Origin of the sequence: Bacillus sp. ISL-51, from assembly GCF_018613535.1 — a bacterium.
Classification (GTDB): domain Bacteria; phylum Bacillota; class Bacilli; order Bacillales; family Bacillaceae; genus Bacillus.
Map to the genome: position 1 here is coordinate 45,157 of NZ_JAGGQB010000007.1, position 22,406 is coordinate 67,562.

A 22,406-nucleotide genomic window follows, 5' to 3' on the forward strand; every position below is an offset into this window, starting at 1 on the left:
ACCCCTCCGTTCTTTATTAGGTTAACATTATTTCACACATGAACCCTATATAAGTAAACCGTATTTATCAGCCTATCGGCTGCCGCCGTTTACATATTTCGTCCCCTCATGTAAATCCTTTGCTTCTAAAAAGAAAACGTGAATAAACTTTTTCATATTGACCTTAACCGGTGAAAGCGGCACGGTTTCCTTAGACTGCATTTCCTTCATTCTCTTGCTGACGGCCGGGAAATCAAAGAATTTTGAGGCGTAGTGTTCAAATTTAGGATTTGAAAAATCAGTTGTGCCTAATGAAGCGAAATGGTTTAACGAATGAATGATAGCTCTTCTGATCCGCTGTTCCGAGGCTTTGATTTCTCTGTTGACCTCTGCTTGTGACGCCGCAGGTCCAAGCTTCCGTATTGCGACGTTTGTAAACATCTGTTTTAAAGACGGCATGTTTTTTTCCGCCTGTTCATCCTCAAATAAATAGTGAAGGACGGCCATGAGGTCATGCGCGCCGCTTTCTCCCACGATGCCCAATTCCGCTAAAAGAAATTTTCCGGTTTCTTTGATTGATTTCTCGTGCGCATCCCGCGCCCGGTTTTGTTTCGGCTCATTCCGCTGAACAAGCCGGCTTAAAGAGTTTTGAATGTCGCCGATCGAGGTTTCCAGCTCGATCCGCTCTTTTACTTTTCGCAAAACGGTGACGATCTCGATTTTGTTGATAGGTTTGTGGATAAAGTATTCAATGCCGAGGGAATACGCTTCTCCCACCATTTCCTTCGCCTCCACTTGCGAAATCATCACCGCTTTTCCATGGTAAGAATCCTGAAGACGGCGTATCGTCTCGATCCCGTCCCGTCCCGGCATCAATAGGTCAATTAATAAAATATCCACCTGTTTCAAATGCAGGTGATGCCCTTCGATTTGGCTTCCGTCCTCTGCCTCTCCGGCCACTTCCCCCAAGTCTTCATCTTCTATGATCTGTCTTAAAATGGAACGGATCGCCCGGTCATCATCAGCTATAAAAAAACGCATATTATGAGCTCATCCTTTCTGCAATCAAATGCCTCATCGGCAGCTTGATCGTAAATATCACGCCTTTGGGTTTATTGTGAAAAGAGATGTCTCCGTCAAGCTCAGTTACGATTTCCTTCACATAAGAAAGCCCGATTCCCGTTGAGGGGGTGCCGAATTCGTCATACTTGGACGTAAATCCCGGGTCATAGACGATCTCTCCGATTTTCTCCGGGATGCCGGGACCGTTGTCTTCTGCTTGGAATTCTGCCATATCTCCTTCTGCCTTACGCAGTCCGAGACGGATCTCTCCTTTATCACCCATGGCTTCGACGGCATTTGCCGCGACATTATTCATGATCGACAGTACGGTAAACACGTGGTAATCAGGATGATCTCCCTCGATCGTGCACTGAAAGGCGATATCCTTTCCTAATGATTCCGCGTATTTTTCATTGATTCGGATCACAAGTCCGATTAAAGCCGCGGCATTCATGTAATCTCGAAATCTTTCATTTGAGATCAGCTTGGACAGCCCGGCAAAAATGCGTTGATTGTCTTTTTTCACCTCGTGAATCTCCCCGGCCAGACGCAGCATTCTCTTTCCCAGTTCTTGATTGTCCCCGCTTACTTCCCGGTAAAGCTGATAGGATTCGTTTGTCACATGCTCCGTCGTTTTCAGCGTCTTTTTCAAATGAATCGTTTCTTCATATAAATTAGATACGATCATCAGCATATGCTCATGCTGTTTCCTCGTTTGTTTTTCCCTGACTTGAGTTTCGTACAGCTTCATCACATTGAAAAAGCTCAGCACGATAAATGTGTGAGACACGGAGATGACCGCGATATCCGTCAGCTTTTCCGGCGTAATCATCGTTTTGTCATCAGAAAACTGAACGGCCAGTTCAATGACATCCGAGGCAATTTCAATGAGGAAGCCGAGGAAGCCGATCATAAACGGCCGATCGCGAAAATTCCCGACTTTCAGCACATGAAACAAACAAGCATATGTAAAGTAAAAAAAGAAGCTTGAATATTGGCTGTAAAAAGCATCCATAAACCCGGCATGCCCTCCGCCTAAGCACTCCAAGCCGATACGAAATAACACAACGGCTGCGCCTGTCAGCAGCCCCGACAACACCGCCGGCACATGCCTTAACAGCAGCAGAAAAAAGAAAAAAGCCGGGGCGCCGAAGCTGATTCTGAACGCTTCATTTAAGGGATAAAATTTCAGTTCGCCGGCAAGCGGCACGGTGATCAGCATAAGGGCGAAAAGATAACCGTCTTTTTTCAAAAAATAATCGAACCTGATCACAATCACTTCCTTCTCTTTTCTATTTTGAATAAGACCGGGGCAGCCCGCAAATTTCTTTAGACCCGGTATGGCCATTCGCTCTGCCATTTTTATAAATCTATCGGCTTATTTTAAGATAGATTTTGTCGTATTTTGTATGATTCTGTAGATGTCATTATACATTAAATCTACGCACGCTATATATGAAAACGTTTTCTAAGTCCCGATTCCGTTTATGAACAGAAATGAAATAGAGGAGGAATGTTATGAAAGATATGATCAGGGAGCGCCTTGAAAAAGAGGAATTGGCTTCGCTATTACAAGAATGGGTAAATCATTACCGCCCATTTTCCGCAAATGGAAAAAGCGCGAATTATATCCCCGCCCTCGGAGAAATCAATGACTCGCAGCTGGGCATTTGCATATTAGAGCCGGACGGCGCAATGATTCATGCCGGTGAATGGGATGTTCCGTTCACATTGCAGAGCATTTCAAAAGTCATCAGCTTTATAGCAGCCTGTATGAGCAGGGGCATTTCTTACGTGCTGGAGCGTGTTGATGTGGAACCGACCGGCGATGCGTTTAACTCCATCATCCGGCTTGAAATCCATAAACCCGGAAAACCTTTCAACCCTATGATTAATGCCGGGGCCATCACTATCGCTTCCCTTCTTCCCGGTGACACAGCGCATGATAAATTAGAATACCTTTATTCCGTTTTTGAAAAATTGATAGGAAAACGGCCTCAGATCCATGAGGAGGTATTCCGCTCCGAATGGCAAACCGCTCACCGGAACAGAGCGCTTGCCTACTATTTAAAAGAAACAAATTTCCTGGAAGCAGATGTGGAAGAAACGTTAGAGGTTTACTTAAAGCATTGCGCCATGGAAGGCACGACCGAGGACATCGCTTTAATCGGGATGATTCTGGCACATGACGGCTATCACCCGATCCGCCAGGAACAGGTCATTCCTAAAGATGTCGCAAAACTGGCCAAGGCTCTGATGCTGACGTGCGGCATGTACAATGCATCAGGCAAATATGCGGCCTTCGTCGGCGTACCGGCCAAAAGCGGAGTATCCGGCGGCATTATGGCATTGGTTCCTCCGAGCGCCAGAAGAGAACAGCCCTTTCATAACGGCTGCGGCATCGGTATTTACGGTCCGGCCATTGATGAATACGGCAACAGCCTGACCGGCGGCATGCTGCTGAAACATATCGCACAGGAGTGGGAGCTCAGTATTTTTTAATCAAACGAACCAAGAGGTGATAGGATGCAGGAATTCCTTCAACATATAATCGGCTCAGTAAATGATTTTTTATGGTCAAAGCTTTTAATTGTAATGCTTCTTTCTCTGGGACTGTATTTTACGTTCCGGTCAAGAGGCCTGCAAGTCCGCATGCTGAAAGAAATGGTTCGGGTTTTAAAGGAAGGCGCCGCCAACCGGTCAAAAAACCATATTTCCCCCTTCCAGGCGTTTTGCATCAGCATGGCCGCCCGTGTCGGAACCGGGAATATTACCGGGATTGCCATTGCGATTGCCCTCGGCGGACCGGGCGCGATTTTCTGGATGTGGATCATCGCGGTTATCGGATCTGCTTCAAGCTTTGTTGAAAGCACACTCGCTCAAATTTATAAAGTAAAAGATCAGAACGGCTTCCGCGGCGGACCGGCCTACTATATGGAAAAAGGCCTGAAGAAACGCTGGATGGGCGCGCTGTTTGCCGTTTTAATCACGCTGTCATTCGGAATCGTATTCAATTCCGTTCAATCCAATACGATCAGCCTCGCATTTGAAAACGCGTTCGGAACCAATCGTCTTACATTAGGCATCATTTTAATTACTGTGTTTGGCGCGGTTATTTTCGGCGGCGTTAAACGAATTGCGAAACTGGCGGAATACATCGTGGTTGTCTTGGCTGTTTTATATATCGGCATTGCATTCTTTGTCATTCTCACAAACATTACCCAGCTGCCGGGCGTTTTGGCGCTTATCGTCAAAAATGCATTCGGAATCGATCAGGCGGCGGGCGGCGCTTTGGGCGCCGCATTAATGCAGGGTGTCAGACGCGGCATTTTCTCGAATGAAGCAGGGATGGGGAGCGCGCCGAATGCGGCTGCGACCGCCACAACAAGCCACCCCGTGAAACAGGGTCTGATTCAGGCATTCGGTGTACTGACGGATACCCTGGTCATTTGTACAAGCACCGCGCTTATCATTTTGTTTTCAGACGCTTATCAGCAGCCGGGCCTCAGCGGCATCGCGCTTTCCCAAGCCGCACTGAGCACGCACCTCGGCTCGTGGGCGTCAGGATTTCTTGCTGTCTTGATGCTTTTGTTCGGCTTCAGCGCATTAATCGGCAACTATTATTACGGAGAAACCAATATCGGCTTTTTGAGCCAAAATAAGAAATGGCTTTTCATCTACCGGATTTGCGTGCTGGCGATGGTCATTTTCGGATGCATTTCAAAGGTTCAGCTTGTCTGGGATATGGCCGATTTATTCATGGGTTTAATGGTTGTCGTGAACTTAATTGCGATCTTCCTGCTGTCTAAAAAGGCATTTGCCGCCCTTAATGACTATGTGCGGCAGAAGAAGGCAGGAAAGGACCCCGTCTTTTATAAAGATGTGCTGCCTGATGACGACCAGATAGAATGCTGGGAGTACTCAGACATCGCCAAAAATAAAAACAAACATATCTCTTAAGAAAAAAAGGTGTTCAGGCAGCTCGTCCTGAGCACCTTTTTTATATTAACGTTCATTGACAAATATAAAGCTGTCCATTACCATTTTCATATATTTTTAAAAAGTCAGAAAGGAATGGCTATGAATCTCATTACACGAATCTTAGACGAGTTTCCCGTTATCATTTTAGATGGCGCGATGGCCACTGAGCTTGAACGCATGGGCTGTGATTTGAATGACAGCCTCTGGTCGGCCAAAATCCTGATGGAACAGCCTGATCTGATCAAACAGGTGCACAGCGATTATTTTACCGCCGGCGCTGATTGCGCGATCACCGCCAGCTATCAATCAACGATTGAAGGATTTGCGGCGCGCGGCGTGACCGAAACTGAAGCGATACAGCTCATTCAGGCATCTGTAGAGCTCGCTGTACAGGCACGTGATGAATTGTGGGCGCACGAAGAGAACAGTTCAAGCCGCCCAAAACCGATTATTGCGGCTTCAGTCGGCCCATACGGCGCAAGCCTTGCCGACGGTTCCGAATATCGCGGACATTACGGGCTGACGGAGGATGAGCTGATCGACTTTCATCGGCCGCGGATGAAAGCCCTCATTGAAGCAGGCGCAGACATATTAGCGTGTGAAACCATTCCCTGCCTGTCAGAGGCAAAAGCGATCACAAGGCTGCTGGAGGAATTTCCCGGTATATATGCGTGGATCAGTTTCAGCGCCAAAGACGGACGGCATATCAGCGAAGGAACTCCTGTTTCCGAGTGTGCGGCCTGGCTTGATCAGCACAGCCAAATCGCGGCTGTCGGCATAAACTGCACACCGATGCAGCATATTCCGTCTTTAATAGCAGAAATAAAACAGGAAACAGACAAGCCGATTATCGTCTACCCGAATTCCGGCGAGCAATATGATCCTGTGACAAAAACCTGGAAAGGCTCAGCGTGCTCCATGTCTTTCGGAAAAAGCGCGCAAAGCTGGTACGAAAACGGTGCAAGACTGATCGGCGGCTGCTGCCGAACGAAGCCCGAGGACATTCAGGCGATTGCCGATTGGGCCAGAAGCCTAAAAACCACTTGACTTATCGGAATAGTTTGTATATTCTATTCAAAAAGCCGGTTCGCCGGAATCTCGTGCCGCCCGCCGGCATGAGATTTTTTATTAGAACGGCCCTGCAGAAAGTTGGAAAACAATGAAACCCTCGCACGACAAGAATGAGAAAAATTTTCAGAGAAGTATGAAAAGCAGGCACCTCTTTATGCTGTCATTAGGAGGCGTCATTGGAACCGGGCTGTTCTTAAGCTCAGGCTACACCATTCAGCAGGCGGGACCTGCGGGAACCATCCTCGCTTACCTATTGGGCGCTGGCATTGTGTACCTTGTGATGCTTTGCCTCGGCGAGCTGTCCGTGGCTATGCCGGTGACGGGCGCTTTCCATACCTATGCAGCGAAATATATTGGGCCTGCGACTGGCTTTACGGTGGCATGGCTGTACTGGCTGACATGGACCGTGGCGCTGGGCTCTGAGTTTACGGCGGCTGGGCTCTTAATGCAGCGCTGGTTTCCCTCAACCTCGGTATGGATGTGGAGCGCTGTATTCGCCCTGCTCATCTTTTTATTAAACGCCTTCTCCGTCAAATTTTTCGCTGAATCGGAGTTTTGGTTCTCAAGCATTAAAGTATTGGCCATTGTACTGTTTATCATATTGGGAGGAGCTGCGATGTTCGGCATCATCCCGATCGAAAGCGGTGAGGCTGCGCCCATGCTGTCGAACTTCACGGATGAAAAAGGCGGCATTTTCCCGAATGGCTTTTTTCCTATAGTAATGACGATGCTGTCGGTGAACTTCGCTTTTTCAGGCACGGAATTGATCGGCATTGCCGCCGGAGAAAGCGTGAACCCGGAAAAAACCGTCCCGCGCGCCATTAAAACCACGGTATGGCGGCTGGCGCTTTTCTTTATCGGAACGATTTTTGTGCTGTCTGGCATGATCCCTATAAAAGAAGCAGGTGTCATTGAAAGCCCGTTCGTTGCGGTGTTTGACAGAGTCGGTGTTCCGTATGCGGCCGATCTGATGAACTTTGTCATTTTGACGGCGCTTCTCTCAGCGGCCAATTCCGGGCTGTATGCGTCGTCCCGTATGCTCTGGTCTTTGTCAAAGGAGGGGGAGCTTCATCCGTCCTTTGCGAAGCTGACATCTAAAGGCATTCCTTTTAATGCCTTGATTTTCAGTATGATCGGGGGCATATTGTCCTTGTTGTCGAGTGTTTTCGCGCCTGATACCGTTTATCTCGTTCTCGTCTCCATCTCCGGTTTTGCGGTAGTGGCGGTTTGGATGAGTATTGCCGCAGCACAGTTCATGTTCAGAAGGCGGTTACTTGCAGAAGGGCGTCAGCTTTCGGATTTGAAATATCGGACGCCGGGGTACCCGGCTGTGCCGATTGCCGCCTTCCTTTTGTGTCTCGCCTCTTGTATCGGCATTGCGTTTGATCCGAATCAGAGCATCGCCCTTTATTGCGGAATTGCATTTATGGTCGTCTGTTACGCCGCTTTTCACCTGAAAAACCGGAAAAGCCGCGCGTCCGGCCAAACGGCTAAATCCCATTAACCAAAAAAGAACCCTGCCTCACGCAAGGGTTCTTTTTTATTTAAATTTCAGTCACCCATCTGAAGGAATCCTGCTCCTTCCCGCGCTGGATGTTGGTAATCGTTTCGTAAAGCCTTTCGGACACTTCACCGATCAAGCCGTTATGAAACTCAATCGTTTCTCCGTGAATATGAAGCGCACCGACCGGCGAGATCACAGCTGCCGTCCCCGTTCCGAATACTTCTGACACTTCGCCTCTCATTGCGGCCTGATAAATGTCATCAATTGAAACCCGTTCCTCCCTGACGCGCATGCCCCAGCTTTTTAACAGTTCAATGACCGATGCGCGTGTAATGCCTCCGAGAATGCTTCCGTTTAACGCCGGCGTCACGGCTTCCCCGTTTATAATAAAAAAGATATTCATACTGCCTACTTCTTCGGCATATTTCTTTTCCACCCCGTCAAGCCACAGCACCTGGTCGTATCCCAGTTCCTCCGCTTTCTGCTGGGCCTGTAAGCTGGCCGCGTAATTCCCGGAGGTTTTGACATCGCCCACTCCCCCGCTGACGGCCCGCACGTACTCATCTTCTACATAAATACGGATCGGTTTCAGCTGATTGCCGTAATAGGAACCGACCGGCGTCAGCACGATCATAAACTTGTATTTCTTTGAGGGCCTGACGCCTAAGGACGGCTCTGTCGCAATCACAAACGGACGGATATATAAAGATGTTCCGTCTTCTCTCGGAATCCAGTCCTGCTCTAATTCAACCAATTGGATCAAAGCTTCCAGCGCCAGCTCTTCGTCAAGCGGCGGCATGCTCATCCGGCGGCATGATTTGTTCAGCCTTTTTACATTTTGGTCCGGTCTGAACATTAATACCCGTCCGTCTTCCGCCCTGTAAGCCTTTAATCCTTCAAACACCGCCTGCCCATAATGAAAAACGGACGCGGACGGGTCGATGGTAAACGGTTCATACGGCGTAATTCTCGGATCATGCCAGCCTCTGCCCTCTTCGTAATCCATCACAAACATATAGTCTGTGAAGTATTGGCCGAACCCCAGTGAAGCGGAATCCGGTTTTTCTTTTCTCGCTGCGACCTTGATTCTTTCGATCAGTTTGTTCAACAAAAGCACACCTTTCTTTGAATTGTTTAAATTTTCAGTCTTTTATGAGCTGCATGTTTCCTCTGTCCGAATCGTTTATGCACAGATAAATGAGAATGCAGTTGAAAGTATCATAACAAATATACCACTGTTAATAGCATTATCGGCAAAATTATTAATATTTTTTACCAAAATTCTTTTCTTTTCATATAACCTTCCTTTTTTTTACACAAGGACTTTCTGTCATATTCAATGTTTGCGCTTACATAATCTAAACCATCCTCTCTTTTCATTTTGGCAATCTTTGTGACAATTTTGTGGCAGAGAGGAAGGTGGTTTCCGCTTGCTTAACGAATTACGTAAGAAATGCGTAAGTAAAAGGGGGATTCGCTTGAAAAAATTTATCGCGTTCCAAATTTTAATCGCCTTAGTCATCGGGGCAGTCATCGGCCATTTTTTCCCGGATTTCGGGATGGCGCTGCGGCCCGTCGGAGATGGATTTATCCGCCTGATTAAAATGATTGTTGTGCCGATCGTGTTCTCAACCATCGTAATCGGAGCGGCCGGCAGCGGAAGTATGAAAAAAATGGGCAGCCTCGGCATCAAAACGATTATTTGGTTTGAAGTGATTACGACGCTTGTGCTGGGCCTCGGCTTATTGTTAGCCAACGTGCTGAAGCCGGGAGTCGGACTTAACCTCTCGCATTTGGCCAAGAAAGATATCCATGAGCTTTCAGGCTATACGGAAAAAGTAGTTGATCTGAAACAAATGCTTCTTGATATTATCCCCGTTAACATCATTGATGTCATGGCAAAAAATGATCTTCTTGCCGTCATCTTTTTCGCGATCTTATTCGGTGTCGCCGCCGCCGGCATCGGCAAAGCCTCCGCCCCAGTCATGAATTTCTTTGAATCTGTCGCCAACATTATGTTCAAGCTGACGCAAATGGTGATGGTCACTGCTCCGATCGGCGTGCTCGCTCTTATGGCTGCCTCAGTCGGCCAATTCGGGATCGCACTTTTGCTTCCGATGCTGAAGCTGATCGGCACCGTGTTCCTCGGACTGTTTCTGATCTTGTTTGTCCTATTTCCGATTGTAGGCCTTCTCTTTAAAATCAAATACTTTGAAGTGCTGAAAATGATTTGGGATCTGTTCCTGATCGCTTTTTCCACAACGAGCACTGAAACCATTCTGCCTCAGCTGATGGACCGCATGGAGAAATACGGATGTCCGAAACGGGTCGTCTCCTTTGTGGTTCCCTCAGGTTTGTCGCTGAATTGCGACGGCTCCAGCCTGTATTTATCCGTTTCATGCATCTTTTTAGCCCAGGCGTTCCATGTGGAAATGCCGCTTTCCCAGCAGCTGCTCATGATGCTTGTGCTTGTGATGACAAGCAAGGGCATTGCCGCCGTTCCGTCAGGCTCACTTGTCGTGCTTCTGGCAACCGCAAACGCCATCGGGCTTCCGGCAGAGGGCGTGGCCATTATTGCCGGTGTGGACCGTGTAATGGATATGGCGAGAACGGGCGTGAACGTACCGGGCCATGCGGTCGCCTGTATCGTCGTGTCAAAATGGGAAAAAGCTTTCCAATATAAAGGCCCTGTCACACGAGAGCAGCTGGCCCGAACAGAAAGTATGTAAACAAAAAAGACCGCCTGTGAGTCAGGCGGTCTTCGTTCTATTAATCAATCGCCGCATGGTCTTCCTTCTCAATGAGAGCGAGTCTTTCATTGATTTCTTCCGGCGTCATGCCGTGCTCTTTCACATACATGTTGCGTTCGTTCGTACGGCATTCGTGACTGCAGCTGCGCATGTATTTGTATTCGTTTTCCGGTGTGCAGATCATCTTTTTATTACATGCCGGATTTGCGCAGTTCACATAACGCTCGCACGGTTCGCCCGTGAAGTAGTCTTTTCCGATAATCACATGTTCTACACGGTTGACGGGCACGCTGATTCTTTCATCAAAAACGTAACACTGTCCGTCCCATAGCTTTCCTTGCACTTCAGGGTCTTTACCGTAAGTGACGATACCGCCGTCAAGCTGGGATACGTCTTCAAAGCCCTGCTTCAAAAGCCAGCCTGAGAATTTCTCACAACGGACACCGCCTGTGCAGTACGTCAGGATTTTTTTGCCTTCGAGCATGTCTTTATGCTCTTCAATCCATTCCGGCAGTTCGCGGAAAGCCTCAATATCAGGTCTGACCGCTCCGCGGAAGTGGCCAAGATCGTACTCGTAATCATTTCTGGCATCAATGACGACCGTATCAGGATCCTGCATCCGCTCATAAAATTCTTTCGGCTTCAAATGTTTTCCCGTTGTTTCATTCGGATCAACGTCATCCTCCAAACGAAGTGTGACAAGCTCCTTTTTATGGCGGACAAACATTTTTCGGAACGCGTGGCCGTCAGCCTCGTCAATTTTGATCGGCATATCGGCAAATCGCGGATCAGCTTTCAGCGCCTGCATGTACTTATCTGTTTGTTCAATCGTGCCGGACACCGTACCGTTAATGCCTTCCTCAGAAATCAAAATACGCCCTAACAAACCGAGCTCCTTACAAAACGCCAAATGCTGAGCCGTGAATTCTTCAGGCTCTTCAATCGTTACATATTTATAATAAAGTAAAACTCTATATTGTTTTTCCATGATTTATACACCCTGTTCAATTATATTAATGATGATGCACACTCTACTATATCATACAGGAAAATGTGTGAAAGATGAACATTTCCGTCTGTACTCTTTCTTCCAGTCACACTTTGTCTTCTTTTAGCACCTTTTGAAAATAAAACCGATACGTATTGCGTAAAAAAGTCTCTATCGGAAGCCGGACAGCGGTTTGATACTTGCTGATGATAAACGGAAAACGGGCACGGCCTTTTTCCCGCAGCAAATCGGCGCTGTCTCCATCCAATTCTAAAATAAGCGCCTCGACCGCAGGCCAGCAGGCGTTGCGCACTTCTTCAAGCAGTTGTTTATCACCCGTGCGCTGATACTCTTCGATCTGCTTTGCCACATCCTTTTCTTCCACAACGTCACCTTCCTTACAGCATATAAAAAAGAGGAGCAGCTTTATAAAGCGGGCGCCTCCTCATGTGACTCCGCATAACCTATGCTCTGGCCGACCTGAATCTCGCGGCCTTCTGTCAGGTTATCCGAAGGGGTAAACATATCCTTCTCGAAAACTAAAATAACGGTCGATCCAAACGAAAAATATCCCAGCTCCTCGCCCATTTCCAGCCGGTTTCCGGTGCTGGTCTGAACGATAGAGTTAATATTCATCGCGCCTACCGGAATCATGAGCATCTGTTTATATTCCCGGGTCAGCTCATACACACAGCGGTAGTTTTTTGAGAGAACATCTTTTCCGTACTTTAATCCCATTTGATTGACGGGATAGGAACGTTTTCCAAGCTCGGCCAGCTTCTGATATGTACAGCTGATCGGCGAATGAAAACGGTGGTAATGCCTCGGGCTCAAGTAAAGAACGGCGAAATAGCCGCCGTTATATTTATGATCGGCGCTTTTAAACCCCGTCAGTTCGGCGAACGAATAATCTTTTCCCTTCACCATGAAGGTTTGGTTCGGGTTAATTTTCCCCACTGTCTGAACGACGCCGTCCACCGGGCTGACAATGGCGTTTGACTCCTTTGCCACGGGGCGGAGATGCAGATCAATATCGCGGATGAAAAATGCCGCCAGCGAATCAAATTCAGAGGCTGTGCGCTCCGTTTCATTCCAGTTGATACGATAATGTTTAGAAAACAGCGGAATCATCGGCTTGCTCAGTTTCGATTCACAGAAGCCCTTAATGAGATAAGACGTAAAACGATTATTTGTCAGTTCAATCAGTGAACGGTAAAGAACTTTTACAGCAGTATTAAACATTGATTACTCCTATGAATTTTCCTATAGTAATAAAGATAAAACACCATAAAAACGCTCCGATGGCAGCGAAGCAAAAATAAGTTTTGAAATCCATTTTGCCGATACCTGAAAAGTAACAGGTCACATGTCTGACTCCGGGGATAAAATAGCCTAAAATAATCGTGTACGGCCCGTATTTCTTCATCCACCTGTCTACTTTCTCCATCCTCTTTTCCTTCAGCCCGACCCACTTCCCGAACTTATTAATAAATGGGCGGCCCGCTTTTCTGCCGATGAGGTAGCTGATGACCATCCCCAACAGCGCCCCGATAAAGCTGATGAGAATGGAAAGCTCATAATTCAGCACCTTTAAATGCGTGAAATAGCCAACGAGCGTCATCATCACTTCATCAGGAATAGGCAATCCGATAATTCCAAGCGTCAGCATTAAAAAAATCGCGATGTATCCGTAATCAGAAATTAATTGCTCAACTAGTTCCATCTTCTGCTCTCCAGGTTTTCAGGCGCCTGTTTTTTAAAATGGGGGAATTTAATGTTGCTGACCATTAAATAACCGAGCGCAACCGTTCCAACACCCAACAGGATGGCATTATTGACAAAGCTTAAAATCACCAGGCACATGCCTGCAAACGGAATCGGCATGCCGATAAATGTCGGCAGCCTGCTTTGTTCAATATTAAATCTCGAGAGGCGGATCATCCCGCAGATGCTGTAGGAAAGCGCGATAAAAATACCGATAAACGGAATCGTATATAATGAGACACTATATGCAAGCATGGACGGCGCCACGCCGAATGTGACGAGATCAGCAAATGAGTCAAGCTCCCTCCCCATCTCCGAAACGGCGTTCAGCTTACGAGCAACTAAACCGTCGAAGAAATCAAGAAACATTCCGGTGAAAATAAAGATCACCGCAGAATGAATATTATGATACAAAAGGGAATGAATCGAGAGAACCCCGCAAATAAAATTTCCAATTGTAATCATACTAGGTATATAATTCACAGTTTACACAAACCTCCAATTAAAACCATATCAAATCGGACTGCGTATGCATAATGAAATCATTTTATGGAAACATAAAATGAAATTCTTTCAATGCTATCATTCAAATTCTTTCATTATACAGCATTTGGTGTTATTTGAACAATTAATTCTGGTGATTTCTGTTTTTTGCAGCTGTTCGTTTTAAGTTAGACATTCGGGTTCATCTCTATTCTTTAATCTTCTGCTTAAAAATTCCATGACCCGCACTCGGAAATCATTGCTGCCAAACAGACAGTCTGTCCGCATCTGCATAAACAAAAACATTCCAGCCCTATAATTTTATTTTTATTTTCTTCTTGGCCAAAAGAGAACAATACATATAACGATTGCGGGCTTGAAAAGTTTCATAAAATAAAAACACGCCTTTTCTTAAGTAAAATTAACCAGTACATTACATTATCTCATAAGCCCGTTTTCCAGTATATAGTCTGCCCAAATAAAAAAGGTGTCTCTACCTCTTACGGTAAAGACACCTTTTGAACAGAAACCTATTTAACGGACAAATGGCTGAGCGCTTCGGCCGCTCTTTCTCTCGCTTTTTCAACTGTTTCAGCGGCAGAAAGCGCAACCGCCATACGGCGCCCGATTTTCGTGACAGGTTTTCCGAAAACCCGAACTTGAGTATTCGATACGGCCAAAGCCTTTTCCAAGCCTTCGATCGTATAATCAGCCAGCTCTTCCGGAGCTTTCAGCGGACGGCTTGCCCCCGGCAGTGGCTGGATAATGTCCGGAATCGGGAATCCTAAAATTGCGCGGACGTGCAGCGCAAACTCTGACAAATTCTGCGTCACAAGCGTCACGAGTCCGGTGTCATGCGGACGCGGAGACACTTCGCTGAAATATACTTTATCTTTTGCAAGAAAAAGCTCAACCCCGAACAAGCCGTATCCGCCAAGCTCGTCCGTTATGCTTTTCGCGATATGTTTTGCCTCTTCTATCTGCTGATCCGTCATGTGATGAGGCTGCCACGATTCAATATAGTCCCCGTCCTTTTGTTCATGGCCGATCGGCGCGCAAAAGGACGTTCCGTTCACGGCGCGAACTGTCAAAAGGGTGATTTCTGATTCAAACGGAATGAATTCCTCCACGATCAGCCGGCCGTTTTTCACCCGGCCGCCTTCCATCGCCATGTCCCAGCAGCTTTTCAGCTCGGAAGCTGAACGGCACACGCTCTGTCCTTTCCCGGAAGAACTCATCAGCGGCTTCACCACACATGGAAAGCCGATTTTTTCTGCCGCTTTTGTAAATTCTTCATATGTATTCGCAAATTCATAGCCCGCCGTCGGAAGGTGAAGCGTCTCAGCTGCAAGGCGTCTGATGCCTTCCCGGTCCATCGTCAGCTTCGCCGCACGCGCATTCGGAATGACGTGAAAGTCTTCTTCTTCAAGCTTCAATAGCTCATCTGTGGCAATGGCTTCCACTTCCGGCACGATCAAATCAGGTTTTTCTTTCTCAATAACTTCCCTGATCTGCGCCTGATCGAGCATGTCGACAACATAGCTTTTATGCGCGGTCTGCATTGCAGGAGCATGCTCATAGCTGTCAACGGCTACAGTGACAACCCCGAGCCTCTGGGCTTCAATGATGACTTCTTTTCCCAGCTCGCCCGATCCTAACAATAACATTTTCTTCGCTTGATACATGTCCTTTTGCCCCTTCCTCTCTTTACCTCACTCATTATAACGGAAATATTCAAAAAATAAAGACAGGATAAGAACCGGCTCTTATCCTGTCTTTTCCCTATCATTCAAGTGATTCAATCGCAGCCGCCACGTCCTGTTCGCCATAGTCCCCCATTAAGCATAGCGATTCCTCCGCCCGGCAGGCATGAGAAGCGATCTGCCGCTTGGCCTCTTCTTGCTTTTCATGAATGCCAAGACCGCTCAGGCTGACAGGAAACCCGAGCCGGCGGTAGAACGGGATCAGCTCTTGAATTTCATTTCTCCGCTCCTCTAACGCAAGCTGCACCAGTATGCCGTAAGCAACCTTCCGGCCGTGAAGCACCTGATGCGTCTCTTCAATAAAGCTGAGTCCGTTGTGAACCGCATGCGCCCCCGCCATTCTGCACAAACGGCCGCCATAACCGCCAACCGTGCCTGCAAGAGTGATGATCGTTTCTGCCGTATGGATGAACGGCACGGACAGCTCACCTTTCTCCATGCTTTCGACGGCTTCCCCGCTGTATTGCAGTAACATATCGCGGATATATACCGCTTGCCGCAGCCCTGTTTGCGCCATTAAAGACACCGTATTCTCCGTATTTCTGATGACGGCCTCCGCTTCATACCATTTCGCAAGCGTATCACCGATTCCGCTTTTAAAATATTCGATGGGAGACGAAAGCAATAATAGCGGGTCAACAAGCGTTACATAGCTTGAACGCTTATGATAATCCACTCTGATAAAATTGCCTCTGTCATCATATATGACACTTAACGGCGTACTTGCGGCACATGTTCCCGCAATGGAAGGAATCATTACAACCTCAATATCCAGCCGGTCTGCCGCCGCTTTCGCCGCATCTAACACCGTACCGCCGCCGATACCGATGATCACATCGGCATCCCCCGCCTGATCACAGACCTTTCGCACCGCCTCAGGTGAGCAGTATCCTTTATGCTGAATCACATCCCAAGAAGAGTGACCGCTGTAATCGGCAAACGCCTGATAGGATTTGATTCCAGTCACAATCACAGGTTTCCTGAATCCCTCCAACAGCCCGGAAAGCTCTTTTGCGATTCCTTCCTTGCATATGTATTGATTCGGTCCGCTTCGCACGATGTCTTCAGGCATCATATGAATCTCTCCTTTAATTGGGTTCTTATAAAATGTATTTTCTCATTTGTCAGAAAATACATCAACCTGAGATGCGGAAAGCGTCAGGTCAGCGTTTCACCTCTTCAGCCTCCAGAAACAGTTCATCCAGCCGCTCCAATGACTCCTGCTTTTCAAAACTGCTGAACCACAAGTCATCATACGCATCCAAAATGCGGTAATGGTGCGAAATCAAATGCTGCTGTAAGCGGAACTCTCCTTTTTTCTCGATTGCTTTCCACCATACCTTGCCGCCCATCGTCTTTCCTTTAGGCCTGTCAATCGTGCGGTGGGCAACCGTTTCTATTACCTCCAGCGGATCATCTCCCAATACAGATTGCAGCGCCTCACTTGTTCTGAACAGCGCGCACACCGCCACAACATGCGCCCATCCCGCAAGCGAGCGGCCTTTCTCAATCTGCACCAGCGACTTTTTTGAAAGCCCGAGCACATCTGCCATTTTCTCTTGGGTATACCCCCTCTCCGACCGGATACGCTTTAACTGGACTGAGACAAGCTCAGTGATATAATCTTGATCCATCTTAACCTCCACACTTATGAATAATGCCATTTTACACCGCCGGGCTCCTTTTTTATCGGAACAATTTTAAATGAATCAAAAGAATCAGTAAAAAAGTACCTTTTTTCCTCTTTTTCTCAAATCGTGATCAGAAATTGGAATCATCATGGTAAAATACGGGCAGAGAAAATCAGGCGAAAGGACACTGGATATGAAACTACTCGAAACCAGCACTCTCATTCACTCAGCCGACAGCCGTCTGAAAGCTTATCAAAAAACGAGAGATGAAATGGCCGCTCTGAAACAACAGTTTCACGGCATTGCAAATATGGACGCCATGACAGGGAGAGGCGCGGACGCCATAAGAGCCTTTTACAATGAACAAGCCTCCGGAGCAGGGCTGTGGCTTGATCTCTTCGACATGAAAATTACTTTTTTCAAAAGCATTCCGAGAGAAATAGAACAGGCGGGCTTCGGCCAAAATGATTTGCTGGAAGAATCATTTCTTGAAAGCGAACTGAACCATGCCGGGCAGAAAGCACACCATATCATCGACGGCCAGCACGACGAGATCAGCCGAATTTTAAGATCAATTGACGATATTCTGTCCTTATCACCGTTTGACAAATCCGCGGTCACCGGCAAACTTGACGCTGCCGATCACCAAAAACGGCAGAACACTTACATAAACTCGACGCAAAACTGATGCACGAATACGCTCAATCTGAAGCGCTTGAGCACGAAGCTGAAGCCTTTTTCCGGACGCTTGCCGACTTAACAAGTAAAGCCGGGGGCCCGCTGTCTTTTAACGCTAAAGCATTTCACGACACTGACGTATATAAAAGAAAAGCCGGCATACAAAAACGAGCCCATCAATACATTAAAATCAAACAGCAGGAAGAAACGGCCTTTTTACAGAAAAAACTGGACCGCACTTCTGACCCGGGGGAATATGTAAACATTGCGGAAGAACTCGGGGCTGACAACATGAACGCCGAACAATTACAATATTACTCAAGCCTCCTCCAGCTAAAAGCCATGCGCCAAGCCGGACAAATGCTCATCGACGGAGCCAAAGGCATCATGCTGGGGATATGGGACGCAGGAAAAGACGCCGTCATCGGCGCTTACGATATCGCCGTCTGGCTGCAAAGAGCACAAGGACGCGCGGGAGCGATAGAACAAGCCAAAGCCGGACAAGAACTCATCAGCGCCATTTACAGCGCACCGGAAACATTCGATTACATGGTTCAATCCTTCAAAGCCTCATGGAACGAAAACATCATCCACGGCGACACCTACAGCCGCACCCACTACATCGCCTACGCCGTCGCCTCCCTCATAGGAGCAAAAGGCGCAGGAAAAGTCACCGGGGTGACAAGAGCCGGGAGATTCGTGACGAAGGAAGCGAAGACTTTTATTGCGGATCAGAAAAATGCGGCAGCGCGAATTTACGCAAAAGGAAAATCATCAGTTTCTCAGCCATGGCAGCCTGCATTTTCAGGAATCGGAGAACCGTTTTCTCAGGCGGGGAAAGCGGTTGATGTGAAACAGGAGAGTGTTGTTTATAATAAAAAACAGAGCATCGGCCGGACAACTGGCAATCACAAAAAATCTTTTCTTATAAAAGGAGATTTACATGTTCATGAATCAAAAGGCGGTCATTTGATTGAACGCCATGTCGGAAAATCGGATGAAGAACTTATAAAAAGATTAGAAGAGAATCCAAAAATTAAGGGTGCATCAACATTTACTGATCAGAATACAGCTCAACAAATCGTTGATGAAGTGTTACATCAAAAGAAGAAAGAAATAGAAGATTGGCTTAATCATTCAGTAAAGCCAACTCAAGATTTTTCTTATAACGGACAAGAAATAATCGGAAGAGGAGTAAAAAAAGGATCAACTCGTATAATAGAAATGAAAAACGCAAAAATTGTATTAAAAAGAAACAAAGATGGCAGTTTTATATTAACTGGCTATCCGGTTAAATAGAGGTGGGGCAAATGGAGAAGTTAAAAAATGAGAGTGTAGAGGAAGTAAGAAGTTTTTTGTCTTGTTACTTTCATCAGGATTACGATTCAATGGAATCCGTATACGAAGAATTACTTAATGAAGAATCAGTAGAATACTTAATCTTCCTGGTCCCTCTTTTAAGGAACTTCATCAATAGTGATTGGTCAATTGAAGATAAAAGTACACTCATAGATGAATGTGCCGATGGAGTTTACTTTCCTTACTACGAAATGTCTCCTTTAGATTGGTTGAAACAAGTAACAAAAAAAATTGAATTGTACTTAAATATATAGGCAGGAGAAATTGAGAATTATTAAACTGATGTTTAATACAGATGAAAGAAAAATCATCATCTTTATTACAACATAATCCGCGAATGAACAGGCAGTCATTCTTTGTTATTCTTATATCATCTAAAGCGATTGATTAGCTCCAACAAGCATGTAATGAAATAAATAACTCTATAAAAAGTAATGATAAAAAAGCAGGCAATTCAAAAAACCTGCTTTTTTATATTTTTTCTGAAACCTTTCGAGCAAAAGAAGTCGGAAACAGTCACCAACTCACTATAGCCAGGAAATTTGTGAAAATGAGTAGCAGCTTTAATGAACCATTAAAAAATTAAAAGGGACTTTTAAAAGGGGCTAAAACTAGGTGTACTGTTATCGAAGTGACACAGCGGGTGTTTTTATACGGACTGGTGTTTATGATTCCCTTTTTGTATATCTTTGATTTCAGACAGGGGCTTCATGCCTTCGCATCACTTTCTAATGTATTCAATATGTTACACCTCGGCATCGGAGCCTCTGCTGTCTGCTTTGTGATCTGGAATTATTCCGTTTCGGTACTGGGTGCTGTCAAAACGAGCGCTTATATTTATATCGTTCCCGTAGTGACAATCACAGCATCTGTGGTGTTCCTTCAGGAAAAAATGACGTGGATCGCACTTGCAGGGGGAGCACTCATTTTATGCGGTCTTTATATGTCAGAAATGAAACCGAAGCCAAAGCAGAATACAGAAAACGTGTAAATAAAGCAAGCGATTCCGATTGATGCGTGATCGCTTGCTGTCTTTTTTGATAAGAAGGCACCCCGCATGCCCGCCCTGACGTTCCGGACTCTCTCCGAAGTTTCATAGGCGCAGACAAGCTGTCATACGTTTGCCAGCTATGAATGAACGCACATTAAAAGTAATGGAGGGATTACGATGGACGAAATGGTCCTGGAAACACAACAATGGCTGAATGATACGTACGGAGGCAGACACGGGTACAACAAAGTGCCGGAAAATGGAAAAACGGGCTGGGATACCATTTACGGTCTGACACGGGCGCTTCAAATTGAGCTTGGCATTTCAGAACCTGCCGATAACTTCGGCCCGACGACACAAAGACTGTTCAAACCTTTGAAAAAGCAATCACCAAATTCAGCATCGACAAACATGAATTACATTTTACAAGGGGCGCTGTGGTGTAAAGGATTTAACCCCGGCGGGTTTTCCGGCGTTTTCTATGAGAATACCGAAAGCGCTGTAAAAGAGTTTCAAAAAGCAGCCGGTCTTACCAACCAGGACGGTATCGTCACAGCACTGATTATGAAAGCCTTGCTGGATATGAGCGCTTTTCGATTAGTAGCGGGAGGCGACCAACGAATCCGGCAAATCCAGCAGAACCTGAACCGGGATTACAATGATTACATCGGCTTGATGCCTTGTGACGGATTATATGCCCGCGATACAAACAAGGCTCTCATTTATGCCCTGCAAAAAGAAGAAGGCATGAGTACAAGTGTCGCTAACGGATTTTTCGGAAACGGAACGACCAGCTTATGCCCTACCTTGACTCCCGGCGATTCAAGAACAGGCTTTGTTTTGATTGTTCAATACGCGCTTTACTGTAATGGGAAATCGTTTGATCCCGGTGAATTCGACGGAAAATATGGAGTCGGAGTTGTATCAGCAGTTAAAGCTTTCCAAGAGTTTATGTGCCTGCCGCAAACAGGTTATGCGGACATGCCTACGATTAAAGCTTTATTATCAAGCTCAGGCGATACAACAAGGGCTGCTTCAGCTTGTGATACTGCTGCAATTTTGACGGCAGAGAAGGCTCAGACCCTGCGCAGCAACGGTTATAAAGTGGTAGGAAGATATTTGACAGGAAATGTTCGGACCAGCAGCGGACTTACGTCAAAGGCTTTGACGTCAAAAGAGCTTTCTGTCATTTTTGATGCCGGATTGCGTATCTTTCCGATTTACCAAGATGGCGGCTATGAATCATCCTATTTTGTGAAAGGCCAAGGGACAAGAGATGCATACAATGCTGCATCAGCGGCTCGAAGATTAGGTTTCCCATCGGGCACGACCATTTATTTTGCCGTTGATTTCGATGCGTACGATTATGAAGTCACAGACAAAATCATCCCTTATTTCCAAGAAATCAAGTCGGCCTTTATGAAAATGCAGACATTTTCAACTGCTCCTAAATATGAAATCGGGGTATACGGACCAAGAAACATTTGCATCCGGACATTGGAAGCGGGACTGACCAAATATAGCTTTGCGGCAAATATGTCAACCGGCTTCAGCGGTAATCTCGGCTATCCAATGCCAAAGAACTGGGCCTTCGATCAATTTTACGAAGGAACGATCGGAAGCGGCGCAGGAAGCATTGGCATTGATAAGGACGGATTTTCAGGAAAAGACTCTGGGGTGAGCAAGGTAACCCCCCCTTCTGATCCTGTTTATGATGCAAGATTAAACACATTGACAAATATTCTGTCAACCATCCCTGCTTTAGAAAATGCACCCGGCCTAGCAAATATGATGATGGAATTCGGTACAACCGAGACCATTTTAACTTCTCCGAGTTTAGATATTTTATTGTCCACTTCACTTCTTTATACAATTCCGAGTGAAGGCTCAGCTAATACGATGACAATAACAAACGGCAAACCCGGAGCCTATGTTACTGGTTTATTAGGGGACACACAAACCATTCTTACAGCCTCAGAAATCAGTTCTTATCAAAATTTATTAAACAATCTGAGCCTATCTGTAAGAAATGGTTATTTGGAAATGGCAGTAACACCAACTGCTCAATCAATAGATGTTTCAATAAAAATTTATACACCCGACATTCCGGTAGCGGATGGAACCACAACTGGACTTACGACTATGTTTACGTTTAAAATTAAAACGTATAAAGGTGTGCCGGCTGTATCTTCTGAAAGTGAATTAGCAAAGAGTTGGGATCTTCTCCCTTCTTCTCTTACAATTGTAGCTGGTATTTCTGCATTCTATTTTACAAGTAAGGTTCTTACATCTGAAAAACCGGTTGAAAATAAAACAGTAGAAGCAGTAACTGAATTTGCTGCAATATTATTAGCTCTTTACGCTTATATGACTGATCGCTTCTAACAAGTTAAAAACTGCAT

20 protein-coding genes and 1 pseudogene are annotated in these 22,406 nt (G+C 46.2%); 10 read left to right on the forward strand and 11 right to left on the reverse strand.

Annotation, left to right across the window (positions count from 1 at the left end):
- Positions 1 to 72: 72 nt before the first annotated feature.
- Both glnL and glnK read right to left on the reverse strand, forming a co-directional pair.
- Positions 73 to 1,020, reverse strand: coding sequence for a glutamine utilization two-component system response regulator GlnL (glnL, locus tag J7E26_RS11835; RefSeq protein ID WP_214804155.1), 948 nt, complete (start codon positions 1,018 to 1,020; stop codon positions 73 to 75).
- A gap of 1 nt (position 1,021) precedes the next feature.
- Positions 1,022 to 2,314, reverse strand: coding sequence for a two-component system sensor histidine kinase GlnK (gene glnK, locus J7E26_RS11840; protein WP_311379537.1), 1,293 nt, complete (start codon positions 2,312 to 2,314; stop codon positions 1,022 to 1,024).
- A 245-nt stretch (positions 2,315 to 2,559) separates the two neighbouring features.
- Here glnK and J7E26_RS11845 point away from each other — a divergent pair, with 245 nt between their 5' ends.
- The 4 genes from J7E26_RS11845 to mmuP all read left to right on the forward strand — a co-directional run bounded on the left by J7E26_RS11845 (position 2,560) and on the right by mmuP (position 7,597).
- On the forward strand, positions 2,560 to 3,543 hold the full coding sequence (locus tag J7E26_RS11845; RefSeq protein WP_214804156.1) for a glutaminase: 984 nt from the start codon (positions 2,560 to 2,562) through the stop codon (positions 3,541 to 3,543).
- 24 nt (positions 3,544 to 3,567) lie between these two features.
- Positions 3,568 to 5,001, forward strand: coding sequence for an alanine/glycine:cation symporter family protein (locus J7E26_RS11850; RefSeq protein ID WP_214804157.1), 1,434 nt, complete (start codon positions 3,568 to 3,570; stop codon positions 4,999 to 5,001).
- A gap of 120 nt (positions 5,002 to 5,121) precedes the next feature.
- Positions 5,122 to 6,069, forward strand: coding sequence for a homocysteine S-methyltransferase (gene mmuM / locus J7E26_RS11855; protein WP_214804158.1), 948 nt, complete (start codon positions 5,122 to 5,124; stop codon positions 6,067 to 6,069).
- Positions 6,070 to 6,181: 112 nt separating this feature from the next.
- Positions 6,182 to 7,597, forward strand: a complete 1,416-nt coding sequence (gene mmuP / locus J7E26_RS11860; protein WP_214804159.1) for an S-methylmethionine permease — start codon at positions 6,182 to 6,184, stop codon at positions 7,595 to 7,597.
- A gap of 40 nt (positions 7,598 to 7,637) precedes the next feature.
- On the opposite strand, the gene J7E26_RS11865 is transcribed toward mmuP, so the two are convergent.
- Positions 7,638 to 8,705, reverse strand: coding sequence for a branched-chain amino acid aminotransferase (locus J7E26_RS11865; protein WP_214804160.1), 1,068 nt, complete (start codon positions 8,703 to 8,705; stop codon positions 7,638 to 7,640).
- A 370-nt stretch (positions 8,706 to 9,075) separates the two neighbouring features.
- Here J7E26_RS11865 and gltP point away from each other — a divergent pair, with 370 nt between their 5' ends.
- Positions 9,076 to 10,326 (forward strand): dicarboxylate/amino acid:cation symporter, encoded by a 1,251-nt coding sequence (gltP, locus tag J7E26_RS11870; RefSeq protein ID WP_214804161.1) that lies wholly within the window; start codon positions 9,076 to 9,078, stop codon positions 10,324 to 10,326.
- Positions 10,327 to 10,366: 40 nt separating this feature from the next.
- On the opposite strand, the gene trhO is transcribed toward gltP, so the two are convergent.
- The 8 genes from trhO to J7E26_RS11910 all read right to left on the reverse strand — a co-directional run bounded on the left by trhO (position 10,367) and on the right by J7E26_RS11910 (position 16,979).
- Complete coding sequence (trhO, locus tag J7E26_RS11875) at positions 10,367 to 11,335, reverse strand: oxygen-dependent tRNA uridine(34) hydroxylase TrhO (RefSeq protein WP_214804162.1); 969 nt, start codon at positions 11,333 to 11,335, stop codon at positions 10,367 to 10,369.
- 106 nt (positions 11,336 to 11,441) lie between these two features.
- Positions 11,442 to 11,720 (reverse strand): hypothetical protein, encoded by a 279-nt coding sequence (locus tag J7E26_RS11880; protein WP_214804163.1) that lies wholly within the window; start codon positions 11,718 to 11,720, stop codon positions 11,442 to 11,444.
- A gap of 41 nt (positions 11,721 to 11,761) precedes the next feature.
- Entirely contained in the window at positions 11,762 to 12,577 is an 816-nt protein-coding gene (locus tag J7E26_RS11885) for a phosphatidylserine decarboxylase (RefSeq protein ID WP_214804164.1), read from the reverse strand.
- Positions 12,570 to 13,058: a DedA family protein gene (locus J7E26_RS11890; protein WP_214804165.1), complete on the reverse strand. Its 489-nt coding sequence runs from the start codon at positions 13,056 to 13,058 to the stop codon at positions 12,570 to 12,572. Before J7E26_RS11890 ends, J7E26_RS11885 begins: the two co-directional genes overlap by 8 nt.
- Positions 13,049 to 13,582, reverse strand: coding sequence for a CDP-diacylglycerol--serine O-phosphatidyltransferase (pssA, locus tag J7E26_RS11895; protein WP_214804166.1), 534 nt, complete (start codon positions 13,580 to 13,582; stop codon positions 13,049 to 13,051). Before pssA ends, J7E26_RS11890 begins: the two co-directional genes overlap by 10 nt.
- Positions 13,583 to 14,112: 530 nt before the next feature.
- Positions 14,113 to 15,267 (reverse strand): phosphoribosylglycinamide formyltransferase 2, encoded by a 1,155-nt coding sequence (gene purT / locus J7E26_RS11900; RefSeq protein ID WP_214804167.1) that lies wholly within the window; start codon positions 15,265 to 15,267, stop codon positions 14,113 to 14,115.
- A 100-nt stretch (positions 15,268 to 15,367) separates the two neighbouring features.
- Positions 15,368 to 16,420, reverse strand: a complete 1,053-nt coding sequence (locus tag J7E26_RS11905; protein ID WP_214804168.1) for an iron-containing alcohol dehydrogenase family protein — start codon at positions 16,418 to 16,420, stop codon at positions 15,368 to 15,370.
- 88 nt (positions 16,421 to 16,508) lie between these two features.
- Complete coding sequence (locus J7E26_RS11910; RefSeq protein WP_214804169.1) at positions 16,509 to 16,979, reverse strand: helix-turn-helix domain-containing protein; 471 nt, start codon at positions 16,977 to 16,979, stop codon at positions 16,509 to 16,511.
- Between the two features lie 190 nt (positions 16,980 to 17,169).
- Here J7E26_RS11910 and J7E26_RS18300 point away from each other — a divergent pair, with 190 nt between their 5' ends.
- The 5 genes and pseudogenes from J7E26_RS18300 to J7E26_RS11930 all read left to right on the forward strand — a co-directional run bounded on the left by J7E26_RS18300 (position 17,170) and on the right by J7E26_RS11930 (position 22,389).
- Positions 17,170 to 17,664 (forward strand): T7SS effector LXG polymorphic toxin, encoded by a 495-nt coding sequence (locus J7E26_RS18300; protein ID WP_214984551.1) that lies wholly within the window; start codon positions 17,170 to 17,172, stop codon positions 17,662 to 17,664.
- Positions 17,664 to 18,953, forward strand: coding sequence for an RNase A-like domain-containing protein (locus tag J7E26_RS18305; RefSeq protein ID WP_214984550.1), 1,290 nt, complete (start codon positions 17,664 to 17,666; stop codon positions 18,951 to 18,953). The genes J7E26_RS18300 and J7E26_RS18305 overlap by 1 nt, the downstream gene beginning before the upstream one ends.
- An 11-nt stretch (positions 18,954 to 18,964) precedes the next feature.
- A complete protein-coding gene (locus J7E26_RS11920) occupies positions 18,965 to 19,267 on the forward strand; it encodes a contact-dependent growth inhibition system immunity protein (protein ID WP_214804170.1) in 303 nt (100 codons plus the stop codon).
- A gap of 368 nt (positions 19,268 to 19,635) precedes the next feature.
- Positions 19,636 to 20,004: pseudogene (locus tag J7E26_RS11925) on the forward strand (DMT family transporter); the annotation flags it as partial.
- A gap of 177 nt (positions 20,005 to 20,181) precedes the next feature.
- On the forward strand, positions 20,182 to 22,389 hold the full coding sequence (locus J7E26_RS11930) for a glycoside hydrolase domain-containing protein (protein ID WP_214804171.1): 2,208 nt from the start codon (positions 20,182 to 20,184) through the stop codon (positions 22,387 to 22,389).
- Positions 22,390 to 22,406 lie beyond the last annotated feature (17 nt).